This is a genomic window from Tolumonas osonensis (assembly GCF_014202415.1).
In the GTDB taxonomy this organism is placed as follows: Bacteria; Pseudomonadota; Gammaproteobacteria; order Enterobacterales; family Aeromonadaceae; genus Tolumonas; species Tolumonas osonensis.
In genome coordinates this window covers 109,588-133,268 of the sequence record NZ_JACHGR010000007.1, presented here as the reverse complement: position 1 = coordinate 133,268, position 23,681 = coordinate 109,588, and the positions used below count along the sequence as shown (strand labels likewise).

The window sequence follows — 23,681 nt, the reverse complement described above, 5'->3', positions numbered from 1 at the left end:
ATACGTGTCTCATTCTTACTCTGACTTAAGGGGTAGGGCAGTCAGGGCAAGTTGGGCACAATCTGCAGGTCGCGGTAGCCGTATCTTCCGGTGTACCGAAACCAAGTGCTGCAACACCTGTTGCTGTAACAGTATCACTGAAGCTGATTTCAGCTGGTACCTGGCTGTTAGCACTGGCTGGGTAGTAAGAACCACTGTATGGTGAGCAGGCTCCTGCTGCCAGTGTGCCAATCAAAATCGGCGCTGGGTCATCACCTGGAACGCCAGGTGTTCCTGCATCATCCTGAACAACCACATTGTTCAGAGAAATAGGCAGTAAACCGGATGAACCACCAGTTCCGTTACAGACCTGACCACTGTATTCAACCTTGATAACGAGATTATCGTTTTCACTCAGCACACTGGTTGAACAGGCTTTGGTAACATCAATTCGCGGATCTCGATTGACGCCTGGGCACAGATCACTTGCGGTATCGGTGATTGTAGCTTCACCACCAGAAGTAGATGCTGCTGTTACTGTTACACCATTGGTTGGCGGATTCAGTGTTGATTCAAATGTACCGTTGTAGTTAGCTGATGCTCCTTTCAATATTGTCCCGAGAGGGATAGTGAAATCGTCAGTTGTATTAGCTGGTGTACCGTTGTCATCAATCACGGTTACGTCATACAGAGTACCGAAGCCTGTATTGGTGACAACACCATTGAAGGTATAGACAAAACCGTTTTCAGCTGCGTTTACATCACCAGCAGAACAGGTTTTAGTGATGGATACACCGCAAAGTTCAAAATCACCCAACACAAAGTCCTTGAGTGACGCAGTAAATGAACTTGAAGAACGGCTTTCAGCCATGAAACTACTGAAGCAGTTATCGTTTCCGCCGACAAGTTGAGTCAGGTTTATGCCCCCCTCAAAGAAGGATTCATAAGGGAAGACATTAGCTGAGCCTGATTTCGGCATATACGGCCATGGTGAGTCGACATTACTGTGATTAGTGGTAGCACAGGCCAACTGGTTAAGACCAGAACTACAGACAGCTCCGCTACTTTCACTTCTCAGTCGCAGATTGGCTGCAGCGCAATCCCCGGGTGATGGGTTGTTACTCGTTGCCTTGGTACAGGTGGTATCCCAGACTACAACTGCAATGTATGGTACTGCATTAGCCCCTTGGGGGTAATCAACCAGAACCAAGGTATCACCGGCAACGTGATGACCAGAGAAACTACCGTCCGGCATAGCGTTAACTTTCTGTTTGAAGAACCAGAAGCCCATGAAGGCATCACCGGTATTGGCGAATCGGTCTGCACCGAAATAGATAACCAAATCACCATTGTCATTATAGGCGGCGGCATAGGCATTGGTCAGATTATCTTTATCTGGTACCGCACCGTTTTTCCAGGACCACTGAGTGACATCCTGAATGTCTTTTTTACCACCATCAAAAATACTTTGAGGCGCTGGATCTGCAAGAATTCCAGAGAATATCAGCGCATCGCCAGCATCGGGTGGCGTAGCCCAATCATCTGGTAGTGGCACGCCACTATCATCCTGAGGATTGGCATCAAGTTCAAATAGACCATTATTAGCCACACCGGCATATGCCGGTGCCACCAACATTGCGCCTGCCAGACACAATGCCGTGAGCCATGGTTTGTAATTAAATTTTATCTTCATGATCGCATTCCTTTTTCCATATATGGAAACCAATCCCTGGGGTCTTGCCAGAAGCACGATCAACTACCAACTACCTGTGTGCCTATCGGCGAGAATGTCAGGGGGTCTTGCGCCCTTATAGCTATACAAATTTCAGGCCACATGGATAAGGTGTTGAAAATAAAGAGAAAGTTTACTTTTGAGCTCTATGTTTTCTTCATGTGTGTTAACAAAAAGATACATTTAATGGGTGTCTTTTTGTAAGTTATTGAATTTAAAAATAAAACAACCAAAATCAGACTTGTATCAGAAATGAAACACATCGTTCCTGACCGTCCGGAATTGATAGCGTTACTTGAATCTGCACTGTAATACACGGAATTTTTATCGCGTTGGTTCTGTGCGGAGCCTAATTTAATCAATTGATTTTAAAGATAAAAAATAAAGAATTTTGGCTGGATTTATATGGTGCTCTCTTGTTTGGGAGATAGAGCAGAAAGTGTAAGGTTTTTGTTAAATCCCCCGTGTAACAACTGGCATATAAAGGGAGTATCTCCGATACTTAAAGAGGATTAAAAGGTCTGTTGTAGCAACAAGGTGGCTGCCCATGGACGTACGCGAGCTGATATGTCTGCGTACCGCCGGGGTGTGGAATATGCCAGAAGTGGCGCTTGCTGCAGGATGGCTGCCGTGCCCGGTGTGTACTGTAAATGAAGCAATGGAACTGTATAAGAGGACGCATCCTCTTGTCGGACTTATTCTGCTCGATAAATTTGGTTTAGACGAGAAAGCTGACCATGATATTGAGTTATTGCTGGCACAAACCAGTAGTGACATGGCATGGATTGGGTTAGTACCTCCCGGCATGATGACACAATCAACGGTCTGCGATTTACTGGCCAAATATCTGTATGACTATCATACCTTGCCAGTAGATGATTCCCGGTTACTATCCTCCCTGGGGCATGCCTATGGTATGGCTGGTTTACGGTCTGTGCCTCCTCTGCATTGCGGAATGGTCGCTACAGGCCGGGGATGTATGATTGGCAATAGTCCTTCCATGCGGAGAGTGTTTCATCAACTGGAAAAAATAGCGTCTATTGACTCATATGTCATGCTGGTGGGCGAGAGCGGCACCGGCAAGGAACTGGCTGCTCACATCATTTTTCAGCGCTCATGTCGCCGGAACGGCCCTTTCATTGCGGTGAATTGCGGCGCTATTCCGGCTAACCTGATTCAGTCTGAATTATTTGGTCATGAGAAGGGTTCTTTCACCGGTGCTTTCCGGCGCCGGATTGGTCATATCGAAGAGGCTAATGGTGGTACCCTGTTTCTGGACGAAATTGGCGATTTGCCACTGGAGTTACAGGTCAATCTGCTGCGTTTTCTGCAGGAGAAAAAGATAACGCGGGTTGGTGGATCTGAAGTGATTCCGGTCGATGTCAGGGTTATTTCCGCTACCAACCGGGATCTGCGTGAAGACATCCGGACCGGACGTTTCCGGCAGGATCTTTTCTTTCGTCTCTGTGTGCTGGATCTGGAACTGCCGCCACTCAGAGAGCGGGGAGAGGATGTTGAACTGCTGGCCAACCATTTCCTTTGCAGCATGAGAGCTGGGCTCAATCCGCTGGTGCGGAGTTTCAGTCCATCGGCATTACACCTGATGCGCAGCTATCACTGGCCGGGCAATGTCCGTGAGTTGAAAAACCGGGTAGCCAGAGCGTTAGTCATGTGCGAAAAGCGGGTCATTTGCCCGCAGGATTTAGAACTGGACTCTGAATCTCCGGGCTCTGAGCCTTTGATTCAGAGCACTACGCTGGCTGAAGCCAGGGCTGAAGTTGATAAACTGGTGACACAACGAGCCTTGCAATCCAATGGTAACAATGTCATGGCTGCAGCTCGTCAGCTCGGCATATCGCGGGTAACTCTGTACAGGCTGATGGAGAAGTACAAGCTGCTGCCTTCCTGAACATCATCTGAAAGTGCATAAGCCAGAAACGAAAAAGCCTCACAGTAATGTGAGGCTTTCGTAATCATGGTGCCCAGACGCGGAATCGAACCACGGACACGCGGATTTTCAATCCGCTGCTCTACCGACTGAGCTATCTGGGCTTAGAAAAGAATGGTGCCGGCTATCGGAATCGAACTGATGACCTACTGATTACAAGTCAGTTGCTCTACCAACTGAGCTAAGCCGGCACACAAATTTGTTACTTAACTCGCCGCAGCAAGTTAACTTAGATAATGGTGCCCAGACGCGGAATCGAACCACGGACACGCGGATTTTCAATCCGCTGCTCTACCGACTGAGCTATCTGGGCAACGGGGCGCATTAAACAAAATAAGCGGTTTCAAGTCAACGCTTTTTTCCGAAACCCTCCGATTTTCAGTTCGTTTGCTGCTTTGCTGAACAAAACCAGAAAAAAGAAGGATTTTCGAAATCACGATGCTTATTTTTCACTCGGCGGTACATAACCGTCGATTTGCACATCGCCATCTTCAAACAGATATTTTTCCATTTCTGTCTGTAATAAAGCGCGGTGTTCAGCGTTCATCATGTTGAGTTTCTTTTCATTGATCAACATGGTTTGCTTTTTCTGCCATTCAGCCCAGGCTTCCTGACAGATATTGTCAAAAATGCGTTTACCCAGTTCGCCCGGAACGAGTTGAAAAGCCATACCGGGAGCTTCTTTTTTCAGGCGCTGACAAAAAACCATTCGGGTCATAGTAATCATCTCTATTGTTGCAGTTCAGGATAAGTCAGTAATTTCAGTGTCACAGCCGACAGACCAACACTGGATGGTTGTCTGAGGTTATACCAAAGTTCGTTGGTTTGCTCCATGATGCTGTGAGCAGGGTGTGGCAGGCTTACCAGCAATGGCGTGATATCCAGATGAAAGTGGCTGAAGGTGTGCCGGAATGCCGTCAGGGTGCTAATCGGTGTTCCGGGGTAGCCAATCTGCTGTAGCCAGTTTTGAGCATCATTGGCGGAAGTAAACTCCGGAAAGCTGAATAACCCGCCCCAGATGCCTTGTGCCGGACGTTGCTGTAGCCAGACACTTTCGTTACAGCGCATGATCAGCAGGCAGGTCTGTTTCACCGGTATCTGCTTTTTATTCGGTTTTGGCGTCGGGTAGGCGGTAGGCGTGCCTTGCAGATAGGCGCCACAGTCATCGTGCATCGGGCAGATGGCGCACTGCGGTTTGCTGCGGCTGCAAAGGCTGGCGCCGAGATCCATCATCGCCTGATTGTAATGCTCCACCCGTTCTGCCGGTGTCAGCCTGATGGCACAGTCCCATAACTCGTTTTCGATCTGTTTCTGCCCCGGCCAGCCTTCCAGCGCCAGCCAGCGGGTCAGAACCCGTTTCACGTTGCCATCGAGAATGGCGTGATGCTGCTTTAATGCCAGTGAAAGAATAGCACCCGCTGTCGAGCGGCCAATTCCGGGCAGTTCGGCCACCTGGTCGAACGTTTCCGGAAAGTGCCCGGCATATTGATCGCGTATGACTTGGGCCGCTTTGTGCAGATTGCGGGCACGGGCATAGTAGCCAAGGCCAGTCCAGTGATGCAACACTTCGTCCTGCGGGGCATCCGCCAGAGAAATAACATCCGGAAAGCGCGCCATGAAGCGTTCATAATAGGGGATGACCGTGCTGACCTGGGTCTGTTGCAGCATGATTTCTGACACCCAGACACGGTAGGGCGTTTTGTCTTGCTGCCAGGGCAGCGTTTTGCGTCCGGCGATGTCATACCAGTCGAGTAAACGCTGAGAAAAAGTAGCCTGATTCAAACTAAAAACCTTCTGCTGATTGAGCCTGCATGCTGTCACAGCGCGGGTGGGCTGTAAACGGCAAAAAAAGTAGGGCTTTAGCCGGGGAAATCGTGCTGAATAACGGCTTTGTGCTTGCGCCTTCGGGCTATCTCTGGATAATGCCAACGCCTTGTTAACTGATTGAGAGACACCATGACCGAACATAATGAAATGAACGTCGGTGAAGAGACTACCGAAGAAGGTAAATTCATGCGCCGCATCCGTAGTTTTGTCCGTCGCGAAGGCCGTCTGACCAAAGGCCAGGAACGTGCATTGCAGGAATTATGGCCGGTGATGGGTGTTGAATTCCGCGATGAAATGCTGGATCTGGCGCAGCTGTTTGGCCGTGAAGCGCCGGTGGTTCTGGAGATCGGTTTCGGCATGGGCAAATCGCTGGTGGAGATGGCTGCCGCAGCGCCCGAGAAAAACTTTATCGGTATTGAAGTGCATCGTCCGGGTGTCGGCGCCTGCCTGTCATCCGCGCAGGATGCCGGCATTACCAACCTGCGTCTGTTCTGCCATGATGCGGTAGAAGTGCTGGGTCAGATGATCCCGGATGAAAGCATTGATACGCTGCAGTTGTTCTTCCCGGATCCATGGCATAAAGCGCGTCATCACAAGCGCCGTATCGTACAGCCGGCATTTGTACAGATGCTGCGTCCGAAACTGAAAATCGGTGGCGTCTTCCATATGGCAACCGACTGGGAAAACTATGCGGAACATATGCTGGAAGTGATGAACGCCGCAGAAGGGTTTGTGAATACGGTGGAAGGGGACTATGCGCCGCGCCCGGATTCACGTCCGCTGACCAAATTTGAACAGCGTGGCCATCGTCTGGGCCACGGCGTGTGGGATCTGCTGTTTGCGCGTAAAAGCTAAGCATCCAGTCTGACCTGCACAGATATCAACGGCCTGTTATCGGAAGAGACAGGCCGTTGTTGTTTCAGTCTTCCATCAGCATCGTCAGCAGCGTATTCAGATAACGGTGCCCTAGCTCAGTCACCAGCCACTCGGTATCCGTCTGCTCCAGCAATCCCTGTTCATAGGCGCGTTTAAACAGCTGTTCTACCGTTTCTGCAGGCAGATTGGTCCGGGCAGTAAACTCGGCTTTAGGAATAGGCCGGAACAGGCGCATCCGGTTCATGAAATATTCAAACGGACGGTCTTCATTGTCCACATCCCAGCTCCGGTCTAAAAATGCCCGCGCCGGATCGAGGTAACCTTTCGGGTGTTTTACTTTGGCGGTGCGGATGATGCGATCTTCTGCTGGCAGCGTGATTTTGCCGTGTGCGCCGCAGCCGATGCCGAGATAGTCACCAAATTGCCAGTAATTGAGATTGTGCCGGCATTCGTAACCCGGTTTGGCATAGGCGGAGATCTCATACTGGCGGTAACCGGCAGCCAACAGTAGCTGGTGGCCCTGCTCCTGAATATCCCACAGGGTTTCGTCTTCCGGCAGAACCGGCGGACGGGAACCAAACGCGGTGTTTGGTTCGATGGTCAGCTGATACCAGGAAAGATGCGGCGGCGCGATATCAATGGCCTGCTGCAGATCAGACAGAGCGTCACTGACACTTTGTTCCGGCAAGCCGTGCATCAGGTCGATATTAAAGCTACGCAGTCCGGCTTGTTTGGCCTGCAAACCTGCGGCAATCGCCTGAGCCGGATCATGGATACGCCCCAAACGCTGCAGTTTTTCCGGCTGGAAGCTCTGTACGCCGATGCTGATGCGGGTGACGCCGGCCTGCTGATAGCCGGCAAAGCGACCAGCCTCTACGGTACCGGGATTGGCTTCCATGGTAATTTCGATGTCAGCGGCAAAAGGGACGCGGGCGGCCACTCCGTCCAGCAGGGATTTAATCGCTTCGGCTGAAAACAGGCTGGGCGTGCCGCCACCGATAAAGATGCTCTGCAGTTGACGGCCCTGCACATACATCAAATCAGCATCGAGGTCGGCCAGTAGGGCCGCCACATAGTCTGCTTCCGGCACCTGCTGTTTCAGTGCATGCGAGTTGAAATCACAGTACGGACATTTCTGTACGCACCAGGGAATATGGATATACAGACTCAGTGGCGGTAGTTGCAGCATAAATTACTCTTGCAGCGCCTCGGCGAGTTGCGCCAGCGCTTTACCGCGATGGCTCAGACTGTTTTTGGTGGCAGGGTCTAACTCTGCAGCGGTGCAGTCCAGATCTGGTACATTAAAGATCGGATCGTAACCAAAGCCGTTTTCACCTGCAGGCTCGGTTGCCAGTGTGCCTTCCCAGCTGGCCTGACAGATGATCGGGGTCGGATCATCCGCGTGGCGCATATAAACCAGGACACACCAGTAACGGGCAGTACGCAGCACAGCCGGGACGCCGTTCATTTCTTCCAGCAGTTTCTCCAGATTATCCTGGTCGGATGCATCTTCCCCGGCATAACGGGCAGAGTAAACGCCAGGACGACCCAACAGCGCATCCACTTCAATACCTGAATCATCAGCAATCGCCGGCAGACCGGTAATGCGGGCGGCATGACGGGCTTTGATGATGGCATTCTCAACAAACGTAGTGCCTGTTTCCGGTACGCTTTCGACATTGAATTCACTTTGTGGGACGACCGTGTAATCCATACCGGCCAGTAGGGCGTTGAGCTCTTCAACTTTCTTTTTATTGCCGGTGGCAAGCACTACCTTTTCCATATTCAGACTCCGTATTCAGATCGGCGACATGATAACGTCGGAAGCCGCTCAGTACCACATATTGGATCAGTCTGCGGACTGATCCAGAATGGCCGGAAGCTGCTGGGGAGAAATGATACGGACGGTTTTATGCCGCCCGAGCTCGCCTTTGTGGATCACGATCTGGCTTTTGGCGACTTTGAACTGTTTGGAGAGAAACTTGATGAGGTGCGCATTCGCCTGACCATCAACCGGCGGGGCGGTGATCGCAATTTTCAGCTCTTCACCGTGCCAGCCCTGGATCTGGTCCCGGCTGGCTTTGGGCTGGATGTAAACATCCAGCCATATTTCATCACCGTCTTTTCTGAAACCAGCCATCAGAGCTGATTCCACAGCGGACCGACCAGATCCAGCATCAGGAAATTAAGACCCTGCAGGATCAGGAACAGCACCAGCACAGACAGATCCAGCCCGCCTAATGACGGCAGAAAACGACGGATCGGGCTGAGCAGTGGCTCGGTCAGCTGATAGAGGACATATTCCACCGAACTGCGGCCCTGGCTGATCCAGCTCAGGATTGCCCGCGCGATCAGGACCCAGAACAAGAGTGAGCCGGCCTGTTTCAGAACGACCAGAAAACTGAGCAGCAGCAGACCGGTAACGTTGATTTTCAGGATCCCGAGCAGCATGAAAGTCACGAATTTTAATACCGCGACCACATAGGCCAGCAGCAGCGACGCAAAATCAATGCCGCGGAAGCCGGGAATAATCCGGCGCAGCGGTGTCAGGATCGGGTGCGTCAGTTTTACGCAGAACTGGCTCATCGGGTTGTAAAAATCGGCCCGGGTCCATTGCAGCCAGAAGCGTAACAGGACAACCATCAGATAAACGCTGAATACAGTATCCAGCAGAAAAAACAGTGTATTCATGAAGATCCTTAAAACAGAGTTTCCATTTCTTCCGCACGATGCTGCGCAGCCTGCATGGCCGCACTGACCAGATCTGCCAGCTTGCCTTCTTCAAAGGCGTTGATGGCAGCCGCGGTGGTGCCGCCTTTGGACGTGACCTGAGCGCGTAATGTCGCCAGTTCGGTATCCGGATTGGCGATCACCATTTGCGCAGCACCCAGAGCGGTTTCCTGCACCAGCTGGCGGGCGGCATCAGCACTGAAACCCATGCGCTGTGCTTCTTCCACCATGTATTGCATGAACAGGAAGAAATAGGCCGGGCCACTGCCGGATGCGGCTGTCACGCCATTAATGGCAGCTTCGGTATCAACCCAGACGGTTTTACCTACAGCCTGCAGCATATCCTGCGCAAACTGGCGATCCGCTGCGCTGACGGTGTTGGATGCAAACAGACCGGTCATGCCGATACCAATCAGGGATGGGGTATTGGGCATGCAGCGAACGATATTCTGGTGACCGTTGAGTAACCCCTGTAAACGGGCAACGCTGACGCCTGCAGCGATGGAGATGATCAGTTTATTGCCGAAATCACCGATTGCCGGGGCCAGCTGACTCAGCATTTCAGCCATAAACTGGGGTTTAACAGCTAGCACGATGACATCGGCGCCTTTTACTGCTGCGATATTGTCATTACTGCCGGTAATACCGAATTCGGCACCCAGTTGCTGAGCTTTATCCGCATCAATATCGGTGGCGTGAATTTTGCTGCCGGGAAAGCCCGCATTGATTAAGCCACTGATCAGGCTGCGTGCCATGTTACCTGCACCAATAAACGCAATATTTCTCTGTTCCATGATTCCTACTTATATTCTCTGCTGCCGAAAATGGCGGTTCCGATTCGTACCATTGTACTGCCGCAGCTGATTGCCACCGGCATATCATCGGTCATGCCCATCGATAAGGTATCGACGGATGGGTACAGGGTTTTCAAACGGTTAAACAATTCCTGCATCTGCAGAAAGTTATCACGAACGATGTTCATATCATCGGTATTTTCTGCAATTGCCATTAGCCCGCGTAATTTCAGACGCGGAAAATTGCTGATTATGCCAGCCAGGCCAAAAACTTCATCAGCAGTCATACCCGATTTGGTCTGTTCTCCGCTAATATTAACCTGAATACATATATTCAGAGCCGGGAGACCGGCTGGTCGCTGTTCATTCAGTCGCTGGGCGGTTTTCTCACGGTCAATGCTGTGTACCCAGTCGAAATGTTCTGCCACCAGTCTGGTTTTGTTGGATTGTAACGGGCCGATGAAATGCCATTCAATGCCGGCATATTCGGGGGCGTTGTTTAACTGTTGAATTTTGGTGATCGCTTCCTGCACATAAGATTCACCAAACAGTCGCTGGCCGGCCTGGTAAGCGGCCTGGATGGCTTCCAGCGGTTTTGTCTTGCTGACCGCCAGAAGTTTTATCTCATCCGGGGCGCGGTTAGCCAGTCGGGCATGAGAAGCGATTTGTTCTTTTATGGCAAGCAAGCGAGATTCGATATCATTCATTGGTTCAGTTTTTGTTGGGAGTGGGATTAATAAATGGATATAACCGAATTATTGGCCTTTGGTGTAAAGCATAACGCATCAGATTTGCATCTTTCCGCCGGGTTGCCACCCATGATTCGTGTTGATGGCGATGTGAGACGTATCAATGTTCCGCCGCTGGAGCACCGGCAAGTGCACAGTCTGGTTTATGACATCATGAACGACCATCAGCGTAAGGTATTTGAAGAGGATTTGGAAGTCGACTTCTCATTTGAAATACCCAACCTGGCCCGTTTCCGTGTGAACGCATTTAACCAGAGCCGCGGCGTCGCGGCTGCATTTCGTACGATCCCGAGCAAGGTGCTGACGCTTGATGACCTGGGCGCACCGGCGATATTTCAGGATATCGCGGAGAACCCTCGCGGCCTGGTGCTGGTGACCGGCCCGACTGGTTCCGGTAAGTCCACTACACTGGCCGCGATGATTGATTACATCAATGATCGTTACAATCACCACATCATCACGATTGAAGATCCGATCGAATTTGTTCATCAGAGCAAGCAGTGTCTGGTGAACCAGCGTGAAGTGTACCGGGATACCAAGAGCTTCAACGCGGCATTGCGTTCCGCGCTGCGTGAAGACCCGGATATCATTCTGGTCGGTGAAATGCGCGACCTGGAAACGATTCGTCTGGCACTGACAGCGGCCGAAACCGGTCACCTGGTGTTTGGTACACTGCATACCACCTCGGCGGCCAAAACGATCGACCGTATTATCGACGTCTTCCCCGGTGAAGAAAAAGCGATGGTGCGCTCCATGTTGTCAGAATCCATGCGAGCCGTTATTTCCCAGACGCTGATGAAGAAAAACGGCGGCGGACGTATCGCTGCGCATGAAATCATGATCGGTATTCCGGCGATTCGTAACCTGATCCGTGAAGACAAAGTGGCTCAAATGTATTCTGTTATTCAGACCGGTATGGTGCATGGAATGCAGACTATGGACTATTGTTTAAAGAATCTGGTGTCCCGCGGTCTGGTTTCTGTTCAGGACGCTAAAGCGAAGGCTGTTGATCCTAACTCAATATTGTAAGGATGCTGTTATGGAACTGGCTAACTTATTACGTACTTTGGTGGATGAAAAAGGTTCGGATTTATTTATTTCTGTCGGTATTCAGCCCTCGCTTAAAGTGAACGGTAAACTGCGTCGACTGGATGAAAAGATACTGGACGAAGACGAAGTGCTTGAGACGGTTCGCCAGACCATGACAGATGATCGCTTTAAGTCCTATGTGGAGACCCGCGAAGCGAACTTTGCGATCAATTGTCCCGGCCTGGGGCGTTTCCGTGTCAGTGCTTTCTGGCAGCAGGATTGTCCCGGCTGTTCCATCCGTCGTATCGAAACGGTGATCCCGACTTGTGAGGAACTGTTTCTGCCGTCGTCGGTGAAAGAGCTGGCGATGGCAAAACGCGGCCTGATCCTGTTTGTCGGCGCCACCGGTGCCGGTAAATCGACCACACAGGCGGCGATGATTGGTTACCGTAACAGTCGTGCGAATGATCATATTCTGACCATTGAAGATCCGGTCGAATTTGTACACAAGCATGATCGTTGCCTGATTACGCAGCGTGAGGTCGGATCAGATACGCTTTCTTATGACGAGGGGCTGAAAAGTGCGTTGCGTCAGGCGCCGGATGTCATCCTGATCGGTGAGATCCGTTCTGAAGAAACCATGGAGTTCGCGTTATCGTTCGCCGAGACCGGTCATCTCTGTATGGCGACCCTGCATGCGAATAATGCCAACCAGGCGATAGAACGTATTCTGCACCTGGTGCCGGCCGACAAGCACCGTCTGCTGATGTACGATCTGGCGTTTAACCTGAAGGCGATCGTGGCGCAGCAACTGGTACCGACCATTGATGGTAAAAGCCGTCGGGCCGCTTTTGAAATCATGCTGAATTCGCCACTGATCAGCGACATTATGCGTAAAGGTGAGGTGCACCGTCTGAAGGAAACCATGTCCCGTTCGCGTGAGCTGGGGATGACGACCTTCGATCAGTCGCTGTTTGAACTCTATCAGCAGGGCGCGATAGGTTTTGATGAAGCGATTGCCTTCGCCGATTCCGGCAATGAAGTCCGCGTCATGATCAAGATGGCTGCCGGTGGAAACTATGATTCCGGCATGCTGGATAACGTGACCGTCGCATAGGCAGCAATAACCGGGATGAAGTGGTAACATACTGATAACAAGTTACCGCTTCATCTTTTTTATTGAGGTACCTATGCTGGCTGTGCTTTCACCTGCCAAATCGCTGGATTATGAATCTCCGCTGACCACATCCCGTTTTACCGAACCTGCGCTGATGCATGAATCTGCACAGCTGATTGCGCAGTTACGTCAATATACCCCTGCCGATATTGCTTCACTGATGAGCTTGAGCGACAAGCTGGCTGGCCTGAATGTCGCCCGTTATGCCGGATGGCAACCGGTGTCAACACCGGAAAACGCACGGCCGGCACTGCTGGCGTTTAACGGCGATGTCTATTCCGGGCTGGCGGCTCAGGATTTTAATGATGCCGATCTGGATGTGGCGCAGCAGCATCTGCGTATTCTCTCCGGACTGTATGGCCTGTTGCGTCCGCTGGATTTGCTGCAACCCTACCGGCTGGAAATGGGCACCAGGCTGGCCAATGCCCGTGGCAAGGATCTCTATGCCTTTTGGGGCAATATTATTACCGATCATCTGAATCAGGCGCTGGCAGAGCAGGGCGATGATCTCTTGCTGAATCTGGCTTCCGATGAGTATTTCAAATCAGTGCATGTGAAAAAACTGGCCGGTCGTGTGATCACGCCGGTGTTCCAGGACGAGAAAAACGGCAAATATAAAATCATCAGCTTCTATGCGAAGAAAGCGCGGGGGCTGATGGCGCGTTATCTGGTTAAAAATCGCATTACGCAACCTGAACAGCTGCTGAATTTTGATGCCGAAGGCTATGCCTTTTGTGCGGAACTATCGACCGAAAACAAGCTGGTGTTTCGTCGTCCGGAAGGGATTTCTTTGGGATAAAGGAATAAGATCCGCCTGCAGACACAGGCGGATCAGGTCGAAGATTATTTAGCTTCGTCTTTTGCAGCGACTTTAGCGGCTTTTTCGGCGTGTTTTTTCGCCCAGTCAGGCTTGCCTTTGTTCTTGGTGACGCGATGGCGGATTTTCTCTTTCGGTTTTTTATCCGTTTTTTTCTCTTCGTCTTTCTTCTCTTTTTTCTTCGTGGCGACTTTGCTGATCTTGTGTTGCGGACGCATGCTGTCCACCACGCGGCGCATCATTTTTTCTTCGGTGTAACGTTCGACACGTTCCATCATGCCGACGTCATGCGCTTCGACCAGATTGATTGCACAGCCTTTCTTGCCGGCACGACCGGTACGACCGATACGGTGCACATAGGTATCGGCTGAACGCGGCATATCGTAGTTGAACACATGGCTGACATCCGGCAGGTCGATACCACGCGCAGCGACGTCAGTGGCGACCAGAATGGTCACTTTGCCGGAGCGGAAGCGCTGCAGTGCTTCGACACGTTTTTCCTGCTCCATTTCACCGCGCAGCCAGGCGCAGTCGATACCGCTGCCCTGCAACTGACTGACCAGTTCGGCCAGACGCTCGCGGGTTTTCACGAAAATGATGCTGCGCTGTACTTCTTCCTGCTGCAACAGGTGCTTCAGGATCTTGAATTTGTGCTCGGCGGTGTCAGCAAAATAGACAAGTTGCTGGATCTTTTTACGTTCGCTGCGTGGCGGTTCTGCATAAAATTCCGCCGGGTCTTTCAGCAGATCTTCAGAAAAGCTTTTCAGACCAGCGCCTTCCAGAGTGGCGGAGAACAGCATGGTCTGCTTACGCCAGCGGGCTTCGGCCGCGATACGATCGACATCGCCGATGAAACCCATGTCCAGCATGCGGTCCGCTTCGTCCAGCACCAGCACTTCGATATCACGGCTGTCGAAACGCTCGTCTTCGATGTATTGCATCAGACGGCCCGGCGTCGCAATCACGATATCCACGGTTTTTTCTAAAGCGGGCAGTTGGGTTTCTTCGGCCACACCCCCGATGATGCTGGCGACTTTCAGGAAAGTGTGTGCCGCCAGTGCTTCGGCCTGTTCGGTGATCTGCAACGCCAGTTCACGGGTCGGTGTCAGGATCAGCGCACGTGCCGGGCCGGGTTTACGGCGCGGGAAGTCAATCATATGCTGCATCATAGGTAGCAAAAACGCGGCGGTTTTACCTGTGCCGGTTGGTGCGGAAGCCATGATGTCCCGTCCTTCCATCGCCACTGGGATCACCTGTGTTTGAATGGTGGTCGGGCGTGTGAAACCCAACTCTTCTACGGCCTGTAGCAGAACGGGATCCAATTCTAAGGATTCAAAAGACATAAACGACTTCCTGACTTACAAATGAGGGCGCACATTATAGGCAAGTATGCAGTAAAATTCGCAGCAATTTTAGTATTGCTGTCGTTTCAGTATAAGAAAGGTTTTCATGGGCGGTCATAGTTTTACGTTTAAACAATTTCATATTGAACAGGATCGCTGTGCGATGAAGGTGGGAACCGACAGTATCGTGCTGGGTAGCTGGACGCCGGTGACGGGTGCAAAACGCATTCTGGATATCGGCACCGGTACCGGCATTCTGGCGCTGATGCTGGCGCAGCGGACACCAAGGGACGTGCAGATTGATGCGGTGGAGCTGGATAAAGAGGCGGTGAAGCAGGCGGAAGAAAATGTGAACGCATCACCGTGGCGGGAGCGGATACGGGTGATCCGGCACGATGCCCGTACTTATCAGGCGCCTGCGTATGATCTGATCATCAGTAACCCGCCTTATTTTGAGCATGGACAGATCCTGCCGGATGCAGCCCGCCAGCTGGCGAGACTCACGGGCGAGCTGGATCATGCGACGCTCCTGGAAAGTGCCGCGCGGCTGCTGACGCCATTTGGCAAGCTGGCGCTGGTGCTCCCGGTCGGGCAGGGCGAGGAGGTGGTTTCTCTGGCTATCGGGAAGGGCTGGTATCTGCAACGGCGCTGTCTGGTTGAAACCAAACGGGGGAAAATACCGAATCTGGTGCTGTTGCTGCTGAGCCGCAAGCCGGCAGAAACCGAAGAGGAGCAACTGTGTCTGCGTGAAGCGGACAATCGTTACTCCCCGGAGTTTATCGCACTGGCGGATGCATTCTATCTGCGCATGTCGGCTTAAAGCTGGGCAATCTCTTCCAGCACCTGTTGCAGCCATTTATTCAGGCGTTCGTCGGTTTGTTCATACTGGGTGATTTCATCCAGTGCCAGACCGACGAAATACGTCCCGTCGGCAACCAGCGCCTTGGAAGCTTCGAACTCATAGCCTTCATTCGGCCAGTAACCGACGATCTGGCAGCCTTTGGCCAGCAGTTTGTCATGCAATAAGCCCATTGCATCGAGAAACCACTCGCCATAGGTTCCCTGATCGCCCAGTCCGAACAGGGCAACGATTTTGTCGCTCAGATCGACCCGATCGATCGCATCCCAGCTGTTTCCCCAGTCGGTCTGCAGTTCGCCGAAGTCCCAGGTCGGGATCCCCAGGAACAGAATGGAATAATCTGCCATTTTGCTGACCGGGGTATCGGCAAGATTGTGGAGCGTGATCAGATCTGAGCCAAGAATTGACTGGATTTTTTCTGCTACCATCTCGGTGTAGCAGGTACTGGAGCCATAGAATAAGCCAATTTGCATGATGATTTCCGGACAACAATGTTGCTTCCATGTTACAAAAGCAGAAGCGGATCGCCAATAAGGTAACCAATTAATAATGAAACAAGATAACCCGCTGATAGAACAATTTCTGGATATGCTGTGGTTGGAACGCGGGCTTTCAGACAACACCGTATCCTCGTACCGCACCGATCTGTACAAGCTGAATGACTGGCTCGACAGCAAAGGCTCCTCTTACCTGACCCTGGATACCTTTCTGCTGCATGGCTATCTGGCCTGGCGTATCGATCAGGGTTTCAAGGCCACTTCCACGGCCCGGTTACTGAGCACACTGCGCCGGTTCTATCAATTCTTGATCCGGGAACAGCTGCGGGCGGATGATCCGACGGTGGCGCTGGATAGTCCGAAGTTACCCTTGCGGCTGCCGAAAGATATCAGTGAAGAGCAGGTAGAGGCTCTGCTGGCTGAGCCGGATGTACAGGATCCGATAGAGCTGCGCGACAAGGCGATGCTGGAACTGCTCTATGCCACCGGCCTGCGTGTTTCCGAGCTGGTGGGCCTACAGGTGCATCAGCTGGCGTTCAATCTGGCGTATGTCCGGGTGACCGGGAAAGGTAACAAGGATCGTCTGGTGCCGACGGGCGAAGAGGCGCAGTACTGGATCCAGCGTTTCATGCGGGAAGGACGCAAGACGCTGTTGCGTGAGCAGGCGTCGGATGTGCTGTTTCCCTCCAACCGCGCGCAGCATATGACCCGGCAGACATTCTGGCACCGCATCAAGTTATATGCGGTACGGGCGAATATCACCTCCGAGTTATCGCCGCACACGCTGCGGCACGCTTTTGCCACACATTTGCTGAATCATGGCGCGGACTTGCGGGTTGTGCAGATGTTGCTTGGCCACTCAGATTTATCAACCACACAAATATATACTCATGTCGCGCAGGTACGCCTGCAGGAATTACATCAGGAACATCATCCGCGGGCATAACGCCGGATGCGTTTTTTACGGGAGAGATAGATGTTTAATAAGAAAACGGCCGTTTTTTCATTCAGTCTGCTGGCATTAATGGTGTCTTCTGCGATGGCTGAACAGGCGGTGGATAGCCAGATTTCCGCGGTGACCGTTTACCCGGCTTCAGCCACCGTGACCCGCACGTTGGCGGTGGAGTTACCGGCCGGCCCGCAAACCATCTTGATTGCCGGCTTACCTTCTACGCTGGATGAAAATACGCTGCGGATTACCGGCAGCGGTGATAAAAGCGCACTGGTTGCCAGTGTCGAACTGAAAAATGAAGTCCGCAGTGAACTGGTTTTACCGCGGGCCAAAGAGCTGCAGGATAAACTGACTGCCCAGCAGGATCAGCTGGCATTACTGCAGGCTGATGAACTGGCCCTGAATACCCAGCAAACCTATCTGCAGAAACTGGCCGAACACGGTGGAAACAGCGGCGCGGAAGGGAAAGCTCAGGATAGCAATGTCGGCCAATGGCGGACGGGCTGGCAGACACTGGGTGCCGGCATGAAGGAAATCGGTGCGGCGAAAGTTGCACTGGCACGGGATATCCGCGAACTGAAACAGCAGATTGATGTGACCCAGCGCGAGCTGGAACAGATCAACAACCGTCAACAGGACAACAAGATTGCAGTAGTTCATCTGCAGTCCGGTGGTGGCAAGCTGGCGATGAAACTGAGTTACCAGCTCAGCGATGCCGGCTGGTATCCGGTGTATGACGCCAATCTGGATACGCAAACCGGAAAACTGGCCGTGACACAGGCCGCTTATGTTCAGCAGAACAGCGGCGAAAACTGGGAAAACGTAGCGCTGACATTATCCACCCTGCAGCCAAGCGCCGCGGTTGAACCACCGGCCTTATCCAGCTGGTGGATTGATTATCAGCAGCCAATTGTTGCCCGTACCATGACGAAGTCGGCCGAATCGCTGCCGGATCTGGCGATGCCAGAGATGATGGCGGCCGCACCGGTCGAAGAACAGAAAGCGGCTGTGGTTGACAGCGGCTATCATGTGTCTTATCTGATCGCGGGCAAAGTCAGCCTGGGCTCCAGTGAGGAAAAACAGCGGGTGGTTCTGCAGCAGCAACAGTGGCCGGCAGAACTGAGTCTGCAGGCTGTACCTCGCTTTGATGCGCATGCTTATCTGTATGCCAAGCTGAAGAATCCATCCACAACGCCATTATTACCGGGCGAATGGCTGTTACAACGTGACGGCGTTCGGGTCGGCAAGATCGATCAGCCGCTGCTGTCACCGAAAGATCAGATCGCGATGGGTTTTGGTGCCGATGATGCCGTTAAACTGGAATGGCAGACGCTGAAAGATCAGGCCGGTGAATCCGGGGTGCTGAACAAAGCGCAAACCCTGCAGCGTCACTATCAGCTGAAAGTTACGAATGGTCATAACAAGCCAATGACGCTGACCGTACTGGACAACTGGCCGGTATCAAAACAGCAGGATATCAAGGTCTCTGTACTGGAAGGGACTACTGCCCCGAAAGAGCAGAATGTCAATCAGCAGGCGGGCGTGCAGAGCTGGGAACTTTCGTTGCCAGCCGGCAAGCCGGTGACATTGGATACGGGCTATCAGGTGACTTATCCGCAGGATAAGCAAATCGATAATCTCTGATCTATTGCCAATCACTTATCAGCGGGCTAAGGTGCCCGCTGATATTGCCACTGATTGTTCTGACAAGTATTTACTATGACGTTTAAGCTGCGCCGCCGTCCTCAGGCTGATGACTCCTTTTTACCTGCCGATATTCCCGCCCGTTTACGACAGATCTATGCCAGTCGTGGGATCCAGCATGTTGATGAACTGAATCGTTCCGCGGGTAATTTGCTGGCACCTCAGGATCTCAAGGGATTACCTCAGGCGCTGGCATTGCTGACCGGCGCACTGCAACAGCAGCAACGGATCGTCATTGTCGGCGATTTTGACTGCGATGGTGCAACCAGTACGGCACTGATGGTGCTGGCGTTGCGGGCGATGGGGGCTCAGCATGTCGCTTATCTGGTACCAAACCGCTTTGAGTATGGTTACGGACTGAGTCCGGAAATTGCCCTGCTGGCCGCGCAGCAAAATGCAGAATTGCTGATTACGGTCGATAATGGCATCTCCAGTATTGCTGGTGTCGAAACGGCGCGTCAGCAGGGGATGAAGGTCCTTATCACCGATCATCATTTGCCCGGCACGGAACTGCCGCAGGCGGATGCCATTGTGAATCCTAATCAGCCCGGCTGTCAGTTTGGCTCCGGTAATCTGGCCGGTGTCGGCGTGGCTTTCTATCTGATGGCGGCGCTGAAAAGTCATCTGCAGCAGCAAGGCTGGTTTGCACAGCAGAATATTGTCGCACCCAATGTAGCGGACTATCTGGATCTGGTGGCGCTGGGCACTGTTGCCGATGTGGTGGCGCTGGATAATAACAACCGGATCCTGGTTCATCAGGGATTACAGCGCATCCGTGCCGGACGTTGCCGCGCAGGTATCAAGGCGTTATGCGAAGTGGCCGGCCGAGATCTTTCACGTTTGACCGCCAGTGATCTTGGTTTTTCCGTCGGGCCGCGTCTGAATGCTGTTGGCCGGCTGGATGATATGACCATGGGTATCGCCTGTCTGCTGGCAAATGATGAGCACATTGCCCGTCATCTGGCCTCGCAGATGGATTCGCTGAATCAGGAGCGCAAGGCCATCGAAGGCAACATGCAGCAGGAAGCGCAGGCGGCATTATCCCGTCTGAAAGCGCTTGACGGTGAATTACCGGCTGCGCTGGTATTGCATCAGGATGACTGGCATCAGGGCGTGGTCGGACTGGTTGCGTCGCGTATCAAGGAACAGTATCACCGTCCGGTCTTTGCGTTTGCCGAGGCAGGTGAGGATGAACTGAAAGGGTCCGGTCGTTCCATTCCGGGATTACATATGCGGGATGCGCTGGAACGTCTGGATCAGTTGCACCCCGGATTGATCTGCAAATATGGTGGTCATGCTATGGCTGCCGGATTGTCATTACCGAAAGCGTGTCTGGCTCCGTTTCGTGAGCGGTTTACCGCGTTGGTTGCGGACTGGCTGACACCGGATCAGCTGACCGGCACCATCCTGACCGATGGCGAACTGTTCCCGCAGGAGTTTTCCCTGGAGATGGCGGAAGTATTGCGCAATGCCGGTCCCTGGGGACAAGCCTTCCCGGAACCCAGCTTTGACGGCATTTTCCGTTTACGGCATCAGCGGCTGGTGGGCAGCAAGCATCTGAAAATGGAAGTCGAAGTACCGAACGGTCCGTGTCTGGATGCCATCGCGTTTAATGTGGATCTGGCCCGCTGGCCGGATGCGTCTGTCGGACAGGTGCAACTGGTCTATCGGCTGGATATCAATGAATGGCGCGGACAGCGTTCCGTGCAGTTGCTGGTGGAACAGCTGGTGGCGGTCAGATAAAAAAAGCCCTGTCGTTTACGGCAGGGCAAAAATTCCGGTTTACAAAAAACTGAACGATCACAGAGGCAGTCACAGAGGCAGTCAGCAGAACGGCTTTGTTTGACTACTATAATAAGCTTAGCTGATACGCCCTTGTCCGCCCTGATTTAAACCAGTCAATTATCTGATGCGTGGCATTGATCACATTAACCCTGTTTATTCCCCGACCTATCCGTTAAAATAGCGCGTTTTTCATAAATCCTACCTGAGAGAGAATCCCTTCAATGTTTGAAGTGAATCCTGTATTGAATAAACTCAAGGAGTTGTCTGAACGGACCGAACTCCTGAGGGGGTACCTTTGACTACGACGCCAAGAAAGAGCGTCTGGAAGAAGTAAGTGCCGAACTGGAACAACCTGAAGTCTGGAACGAGCCGGAAAAAGCGCAGGCGCTGGGAAAAGAGCGCGTAGCACTGGAAGGCGTGGTGAATACCATTGATACGCTGACTCAGGGTGCCGAAGATATCGAACTGCTGGTCTCTATGGCGGTGGAAGGGGAAGACGAAGAGACTTTCCATGAAGCTGAAGCGGAACTGGCAGGGCTGGAGAAGAAGCTGGAAGATCTGGAATTCCGCCGCATGTTCTCCGGTGATCATGATGCTTCCGATTGCTATATGGATATCCAGTCCGGTTCCGGTGGTACGGAAGCGCAGGACTGGGCCAACATGGTGCTGCGTATGTACCTGCGCTGGGGTGAAGCACACGGCTTCAAACCTGAGCTGATTGAATGTTCTGAAGGTGAAGTTGCAGGGATCAAATCTGCCACCATCAAGTTCACCGGCGAATATGCGTTTGGCTGGCTGCGTACTGAAACCGGGGTACATCGTCTGGTGCGTAAATCACCGTTTGATTCCGGTGGTCGTCGTCATACCTCTTTCTGTTCTGCATTCGTTTATCCGGAAATTGATGATGACTTCGAGATCGACATCAATCCGGCCGATCTGCGTATCGACGTCTACCGCGCCTCCGGTGCAGGTGGTCAGCACGTTAACCGTACAGAATCGGCGGTGCGTATTACCCATATTCCAACGAATACGGTAGTGCAGTGTCAGAACGATCGTTCCCAGCATAAGAACAAAGATCAGGCGATGAAGCAGTTGAAAGCAAAACTGTATGAGCTTGAAATTCAGAAACAGAATGCTGAGAAACAGGCGCTGGAAGAGACGAAATCCGACATCGGTTGGGGTAGTCAGATCCGTTCTTACGTCCTGGACGATTCGCGCATTAAAGATTTGCGTACCGGCGTGGAAACCCGTAATACCCAATCGGTACTCGATGGCGATCTGGACAAATTTATTGAAGCCAGCCTGAAATCAGGGCTGTAATCCAAGCAGGAATCATCATGTCAGAACAAAACCAAACACCGGAAAATGAACTGGACGTTCAGGAATTCAACAACGAAATGACGCAACGTCGCGCCAAACTGGCCGATCTGCGCACGAAAGGTAATCCTTTCCCGAACGATTTCCGTCGTGAACAGATCGCTTGTGATCTGCACGAAGCCTTCGGTGAGAAATCTCAGGAAGAACTGGAAGCAGAAAAACATTACGTCAAGATCGCTGGTCGTATCATGACCCGTCGTATCATGGGTAAAGCGGCATTCGCGACCCTGCAGGATATGGGCGGCAAAATCCAGATCTACGTAACCCGTGATGATCTGCCGGAAGGTTTCTACAACGAACAGTTCAAGAAGTGGGATCTGGGCGATATCGTTGGCGTGGAAGGTTACATGTTCCGCACCAACACCGGCGAGCTGTCTGTGCACACTACCAGCATTCGTCTGCTGACCAAGGCGCTGCGTCCGCTGCCGGAAAAACATAAAGGTCTGACCGATCAGGAAGCGCGTTGCCGTCAGCGTTACCTGGATCTGATTGCCAACGAAGAATCACGCCGGACTTTCCAGATCCGTAATCAGGTGATCAACGGTATCCGTAACTTCCTGAACAGCAAACGCTTCATGGAAGTGGAAACCCCGATGATGCAGGTGATTCCTGGCGGTGCGTCTGCGCGTCCGTTCATCACGCATCACAACGCGCTGGATATCGACATGTATCTGCGTATCGCACCAGAGCTGTATCTGAAACGTCTGGTGGTCGGTGGTTTCGAGCGCGTGTATGAAATCAACCGTAACTTCCGTAACGAAGGTATCTCTGTTCGCCACAACCCTGAATTCACCATGCTGGAATTCTATATGGCGTATGCAGACTACAATGATCTGATGGATCTGACCGAAGAGATGCTGCGTACTCTGGCGCAGGATATCCACGGCACCACTAAAGTTCGTTATGCCAAAGACGGCGAAGAAGGTATCGAGATCGACTTCGGCCAGCCATTCGCGCGCATGACCATGGTTGAATCTATCCTGAAATACGCTAACGACGTGAAAGCGGAAGAGCTGACCACGCTGGAAGGCGCGATTGCGGTGGCGAAACGTCACCACATCGAACTGATGAAGAGCTGGGAACTGGGCCATGTGATCACTGCGATCTTCGAAGAAACTGCAGAACACATGTTGCATCAGCCAACCTTCATCACCGAATACCCGGCGGCAGTTTCTCCGCTGGCGCGTCGTAACGATGAAAACCCGGAAGTGACTGACCGCTTCGAATTCTTCATCGGTGGCCGTGAAATCGCGAACGGTTTCTCTGAGCTGAACGATGCAGAAGATCAGGCGGAACGCTTCCAGGCACAGGTTGCACAGAAAGAAGCGGGTGACGACGAAGCGATGTTCTACGACGCTGACTTCGTCACTGCGCTGGAACATGGTCTGCCACCAACAGCGGGTCAGGGTATCGGTATCGACCGTCTGGTGATGCTGTTCACCAACAGCCACACCATCCGCGACGTTATCCTGTTCCCGGCACTGCGTCCGACCAACAAGTAATCCG

General features: G+C 52.3%; 22 protein-coding genes and 3 tRNA genes. 11 read left to right on the top strand and 14 right to left on the bottom strand.

Annotated features, from left to right (window positions below):
• Positions 1–25: 25 nt before the first annotated feature.
• On the bottom strand, positions 26–1,672 hold the full coding sequence (locus tag HNR75_RS10955) for a DUF11 domain-containing protein (RefSeq protein WP_188027010.1): 1,647 nt from the start codon (positions 1,670–1,672) through the stop codon (positions 26–28).
• 586 nt (positions 1,673–2,258) lie between these two features.
• Between HNR75_RS10955 and HNR75_RS10950 the strand changes: the two genes are divergently transcribed.
• Complete coding sequence (locus HNR75_RS10950) at positions 2,259–3,620, top strand: sigma-54 dependent transcriptional regulator (protein WP_188027009.1); 1,362 nt, start codon at positions 2,259–2,261, stop codon at positions 3,618–3,620.
• 67 nt (positions 3,621–3,687) lie between these two features.
• Here the strand turns inward: HNR75_RS10950 and HNR75_RS10945 are convergent.
• The 5 genes from HNR75_RS10945 to mutY form a co-directional block, all read right to left on the bottom strand.
• Positions 3,688–3,763 (bottom strand) — tRNA-Phe (locus tag HNR75_RS10945).
• An 11-nt stretch (positions 3,764–3,774) separates the two neighbouring features.
• Positions 3,775–3,850: transfer RNA gene (locus HNR75_RS10940), tRNA-Thr, on the bottom strand.
• Between the two features lie 46 nt (positions 3,851–3,896).
• Positions 3,897–3,972: transfer RNA gene (locus HNR75_RS10935), tRNA-Phe, on the bottom strand.
• A 129-nt stretch (positions 3,973–4,101) separates the two neighbouring features.
• Positions 4,102–4,377 (bottom strand): oxidative damage protection protein, encoded by a 276-nt coding sequence (locus HNR75_RS10930; protein ID WP_188027008.1) that lies wholly within the window; start codon positions 4,375–4,377, stop codon positions 4,102–4,104.
• 11 nt (positions 4,378–4,388) lie between these two features.
• Positions 4,389–5,441 carry an A/G-specific adenine glycosylase gene (gene mutY, locus HNR75_RS10925; RefSeq protein WP_188027007.1) on the bottom strand — a complete coding sequence of 351 codons (1,053 nt, stop codon included), beginning with the start codon at positions 5,439–5,441 and terminating at the stop codon, positions 4,389–4,391.
• Between the two features lie 174 nt (positions 5,442–5,615).
• On the opposite strand from mutY, the gene trmB reads away from it, so the two are divergent.
• The gene (gene trmB, locus HNR75_RS10920; protein WP_425506786.1) at positions 5,616–6,341 is read left to right on the top strand and encodes a tRNA (guanosine(46)-N7)-methyltransferase TrmB; all 726 of its coding nucleotides are present in this window, start codon (positions 5,616–5,618) and stop codon (positions 6,339–6,341) included.
• Positions 6,342–6,405: 64 nt separating this feature from the next.
• On the opposite strand, the gene hemW is transcribed toward trmB, so the two are convergent.
• From hemW to HNR75_RS10890, 6 genes are all read right to left on the bottom strand, one after another.
• Complete coding sequence (hemW, locus tag HNR75_RS10915; protein ID WP_188027006.1) at positions 6,406–7,551, bottom strand: radical SAM family heme chaperone HemW; 1,146 nt, start codon at positions 7,549–7,551, stop codon at positions 6,406–6,408.
• Between the two features lie 3 nt (positions 7,552–7,554).
• A complete protein-coding gene (rdgB, locus tag HNR75_RS10910; RefSeq protein ID WP_188027005.1) occupies positions 7,555–8,145 on the bottom strand; it encodes an RdgB/HAM1 family non-canonical purine NTP pyrophosphatase in 591 nt (196 codons plus the stop codon).
• A 66-nt stretch (positions 8,146–8,211) separates the two neighbouring features.
• On the bottom strand, positions 8,212–8,502 hold the full coding sequence (gene yggU, locus HNR75_RS10905; protein WP_188027004.1) for a DUF167 family protein YggU: 291 nt from the start codon (positions 8,500–8,502) through the stop codon (positions 8,212–8,214).
• Positions 8,502–9,053, bottom strand: coding sequence for a YggT family protein (locus tag HNR75_RS10900; protein ID WP_188027003.1), 552 nt, complete (start codon positions 9,051–9,053; stop codon positions 8,502–8,504). The genes yggU and HNR75_RS10900 overlap by 1 nt, the downstream gene beginning before the upstream one ends.
• A gap of 8 nt (positions 9,054–9,061) precedes the next feature.
• Positions 9,062–9,886, bottom strand: coding sequence for a pyrroline-5-carboxylate reductase (gene proC / locus HNR75_RS10895; RefSeq protein WP_188027002.1), 825 nt, complete (start codon positions 9,884–9,886; stop codon positions 9,062–9,064).
• A gap of 5 nt (positions 9,887–9,891) precedes the next feature.
• Complete coding sequence (locus tag HNR75_RS10890; RefSeq protein ID WP_188027001.1) at positions 9,892–10,593, bottom strand: YggS family pyridoxal phosphate-dependent enzyme; 702 nt, start codon at positions 10,591–10,593, stop codon at positions 9,892–9,894.
• Positions 10,594–10,626: 33 nt separating this feature from the next.
• Between HNR75_RS10890 and HNR75_RS10885 the strand changes: the two genes are divergently transcribed.
• The 3 genes from HNR75_RS10885 (at position 10,627) to yaaA (ending at position 13,640) form a co-directional block, all read left to right on the top strand.
• On the top strand, positions 10,627–11,664 hold the full coding sequence (locus tag HNR75_RS10885; RefSeq protein ID WP_188027000.1) for a type IV pilus twitching motility protein PilT: 1,038 nt from the start codon (positions 10,627–10,629) through the stop codon (positions 11,662–11,664).
• A gap of 10 nt (positions 11,665–11,674) precedes the next feature.
• Positions 11,675–12,781, top strand: a complete 1,107-nt coding sequence (locus HNR75_RS10880) for a PilT/PilU family type 4a pilus ATPase (protein WP_188026999.1) — start codon at positions 11,675–11,677, stop codon at positions 12,779–12,781.
• Between the two features lie 73 nt (positions 12,782–12,854).
• A complete protein-coding gene (gene yaaA, locus HNR75_RS10875; protein WP_188026998.1) occupies positions 12,855–13,640 on the top strand; it encodes a peroxide stress protein YaaA in 786 nt (261 codons plus the stop codon).
• A 44-nt stretch (positions 13,641–13,684) separates the two neighbouring features.
• On the opposite strand, the gene srmB is transcribed toward yaaA, so the two are convergent.
• Complete coding sequence (gene srmB, locus HNR75_RS10870; RefSeq protein WP_188026997.1) at positions 13,685–15,001, bottom strand: ATP-dependent RNA helicase SrmB; 1,317 nt, start codon at positions 14,999–15,001, stop codon at positions 13,685–13,687.
• Positions 15,002–15,107: 106 nt separating this feature from the next.
• Between srmB and HNR75_RS10865 the strand changes: the two genes are divergently transcribed.
• The gene (locus HNR75_RS10865) at positions 15,108–15,821 is read left to right on the top strand and encodes a tRNA1(Val) (adenine(37)-N6)-methyltransferase (RefSeq protein ID WP_188026996.1); all 714 of its coding nucleotides are present in this window, start codon (positions 15,108–15,110) and stop codon (positions 15,819–15,821) included.
• On the opposite strand, the gene fldB is transcribed toward HNR75_RS10865, so the two are convergent.
• Positions 15,818–16,333, bottom strand: coding sequence for a flavodoxin FldB (gene fldB / locus HNR75_RS10860; protein WP_188026995.1), 516 nt, complete (start codon positions 16,331–16,333; stop codon positions 15,818–15,820). The genes HNR75_RS10865 and fldB overlap by 4 nt on opposite strands.
• Before the next feature lie 76 nt (positions 16,334–16,409).
• On the opposite strand from fldB, the gene xerD reads away from it, so the two are divergent.
• The 5 genes from xerD to lysS all read left to right on the top strand — a co-directional run bounded on the left by xerD (position 16,410) and on the right by lysS (position 23,677).
• Positions 16,410–17,303, top strand: a complete 894-nt coding sequence (gene xerD, locus HNR75_RS10855; protein ID WP_223157879.1) for a site-specific tyrosine recombinase XerD — start codon at positions 16,410–16,412, stop codon at positions 17,301–17,303.
• A 30-nt stretch (positions 17,304–17,333) separates the two neighbouring features.
• Positions 17,334–18,953 carry a DUF4139 domain-containing protein gene (locus HNR75_RS10850; protein WP_188026994.1) on the top strand — a complete coding sequence of 540 codons (1,620 nt, stop codon included), beginning with the start codon at positions 17,334–17,336 and terminating at the stop codon, positions 18,951–18,953.
• A gap of 75 nt (positions 18,954–19,028) precedes the next feature.
• Positions 19,029–20,756, top strand: coding sequence for a single-stranded-DNA-specific exonuclease RecJ (gene recJ, locus HNR75_RS10845; RefSeq protein ID WP_188026993.1), 1,728 nt, complete (start codon positions 19,029–19,031; stop codon positions 20,754–20,756).
• 263 nt (positions 20,757–21,019) lie between these two features.
• Positions 21,020–22,118, top strand: a protein-coding gene (prfB, locus tag HNR75_RS10840) for a peptide chain release factor 2 (RefSeq protein WP_188026992.1) whose coding sequence is annotated in 2 segments (ribosomal slippage) — positions 21,020–21,094 and positions 21,096–22,118 — 1,098 coding nt in all. Because the reading frame shifts where the segments join, the coding sequence is not laid out codon by codon here.
• Between the two features lie 17 nt (positions 22,119–22,135).
• Entirely contained in the window at positions 22,136–23,677 is a 1,542-nt protein-coding gene (gene lysS, locus HNR75_RS10835) for a lysine--tRNA ligase (protein ID WP_188026991.1), read from the top strand.
• The last annotated feature ends 4 nt before the right edge of the window (positions 23,678–23,681 follow it).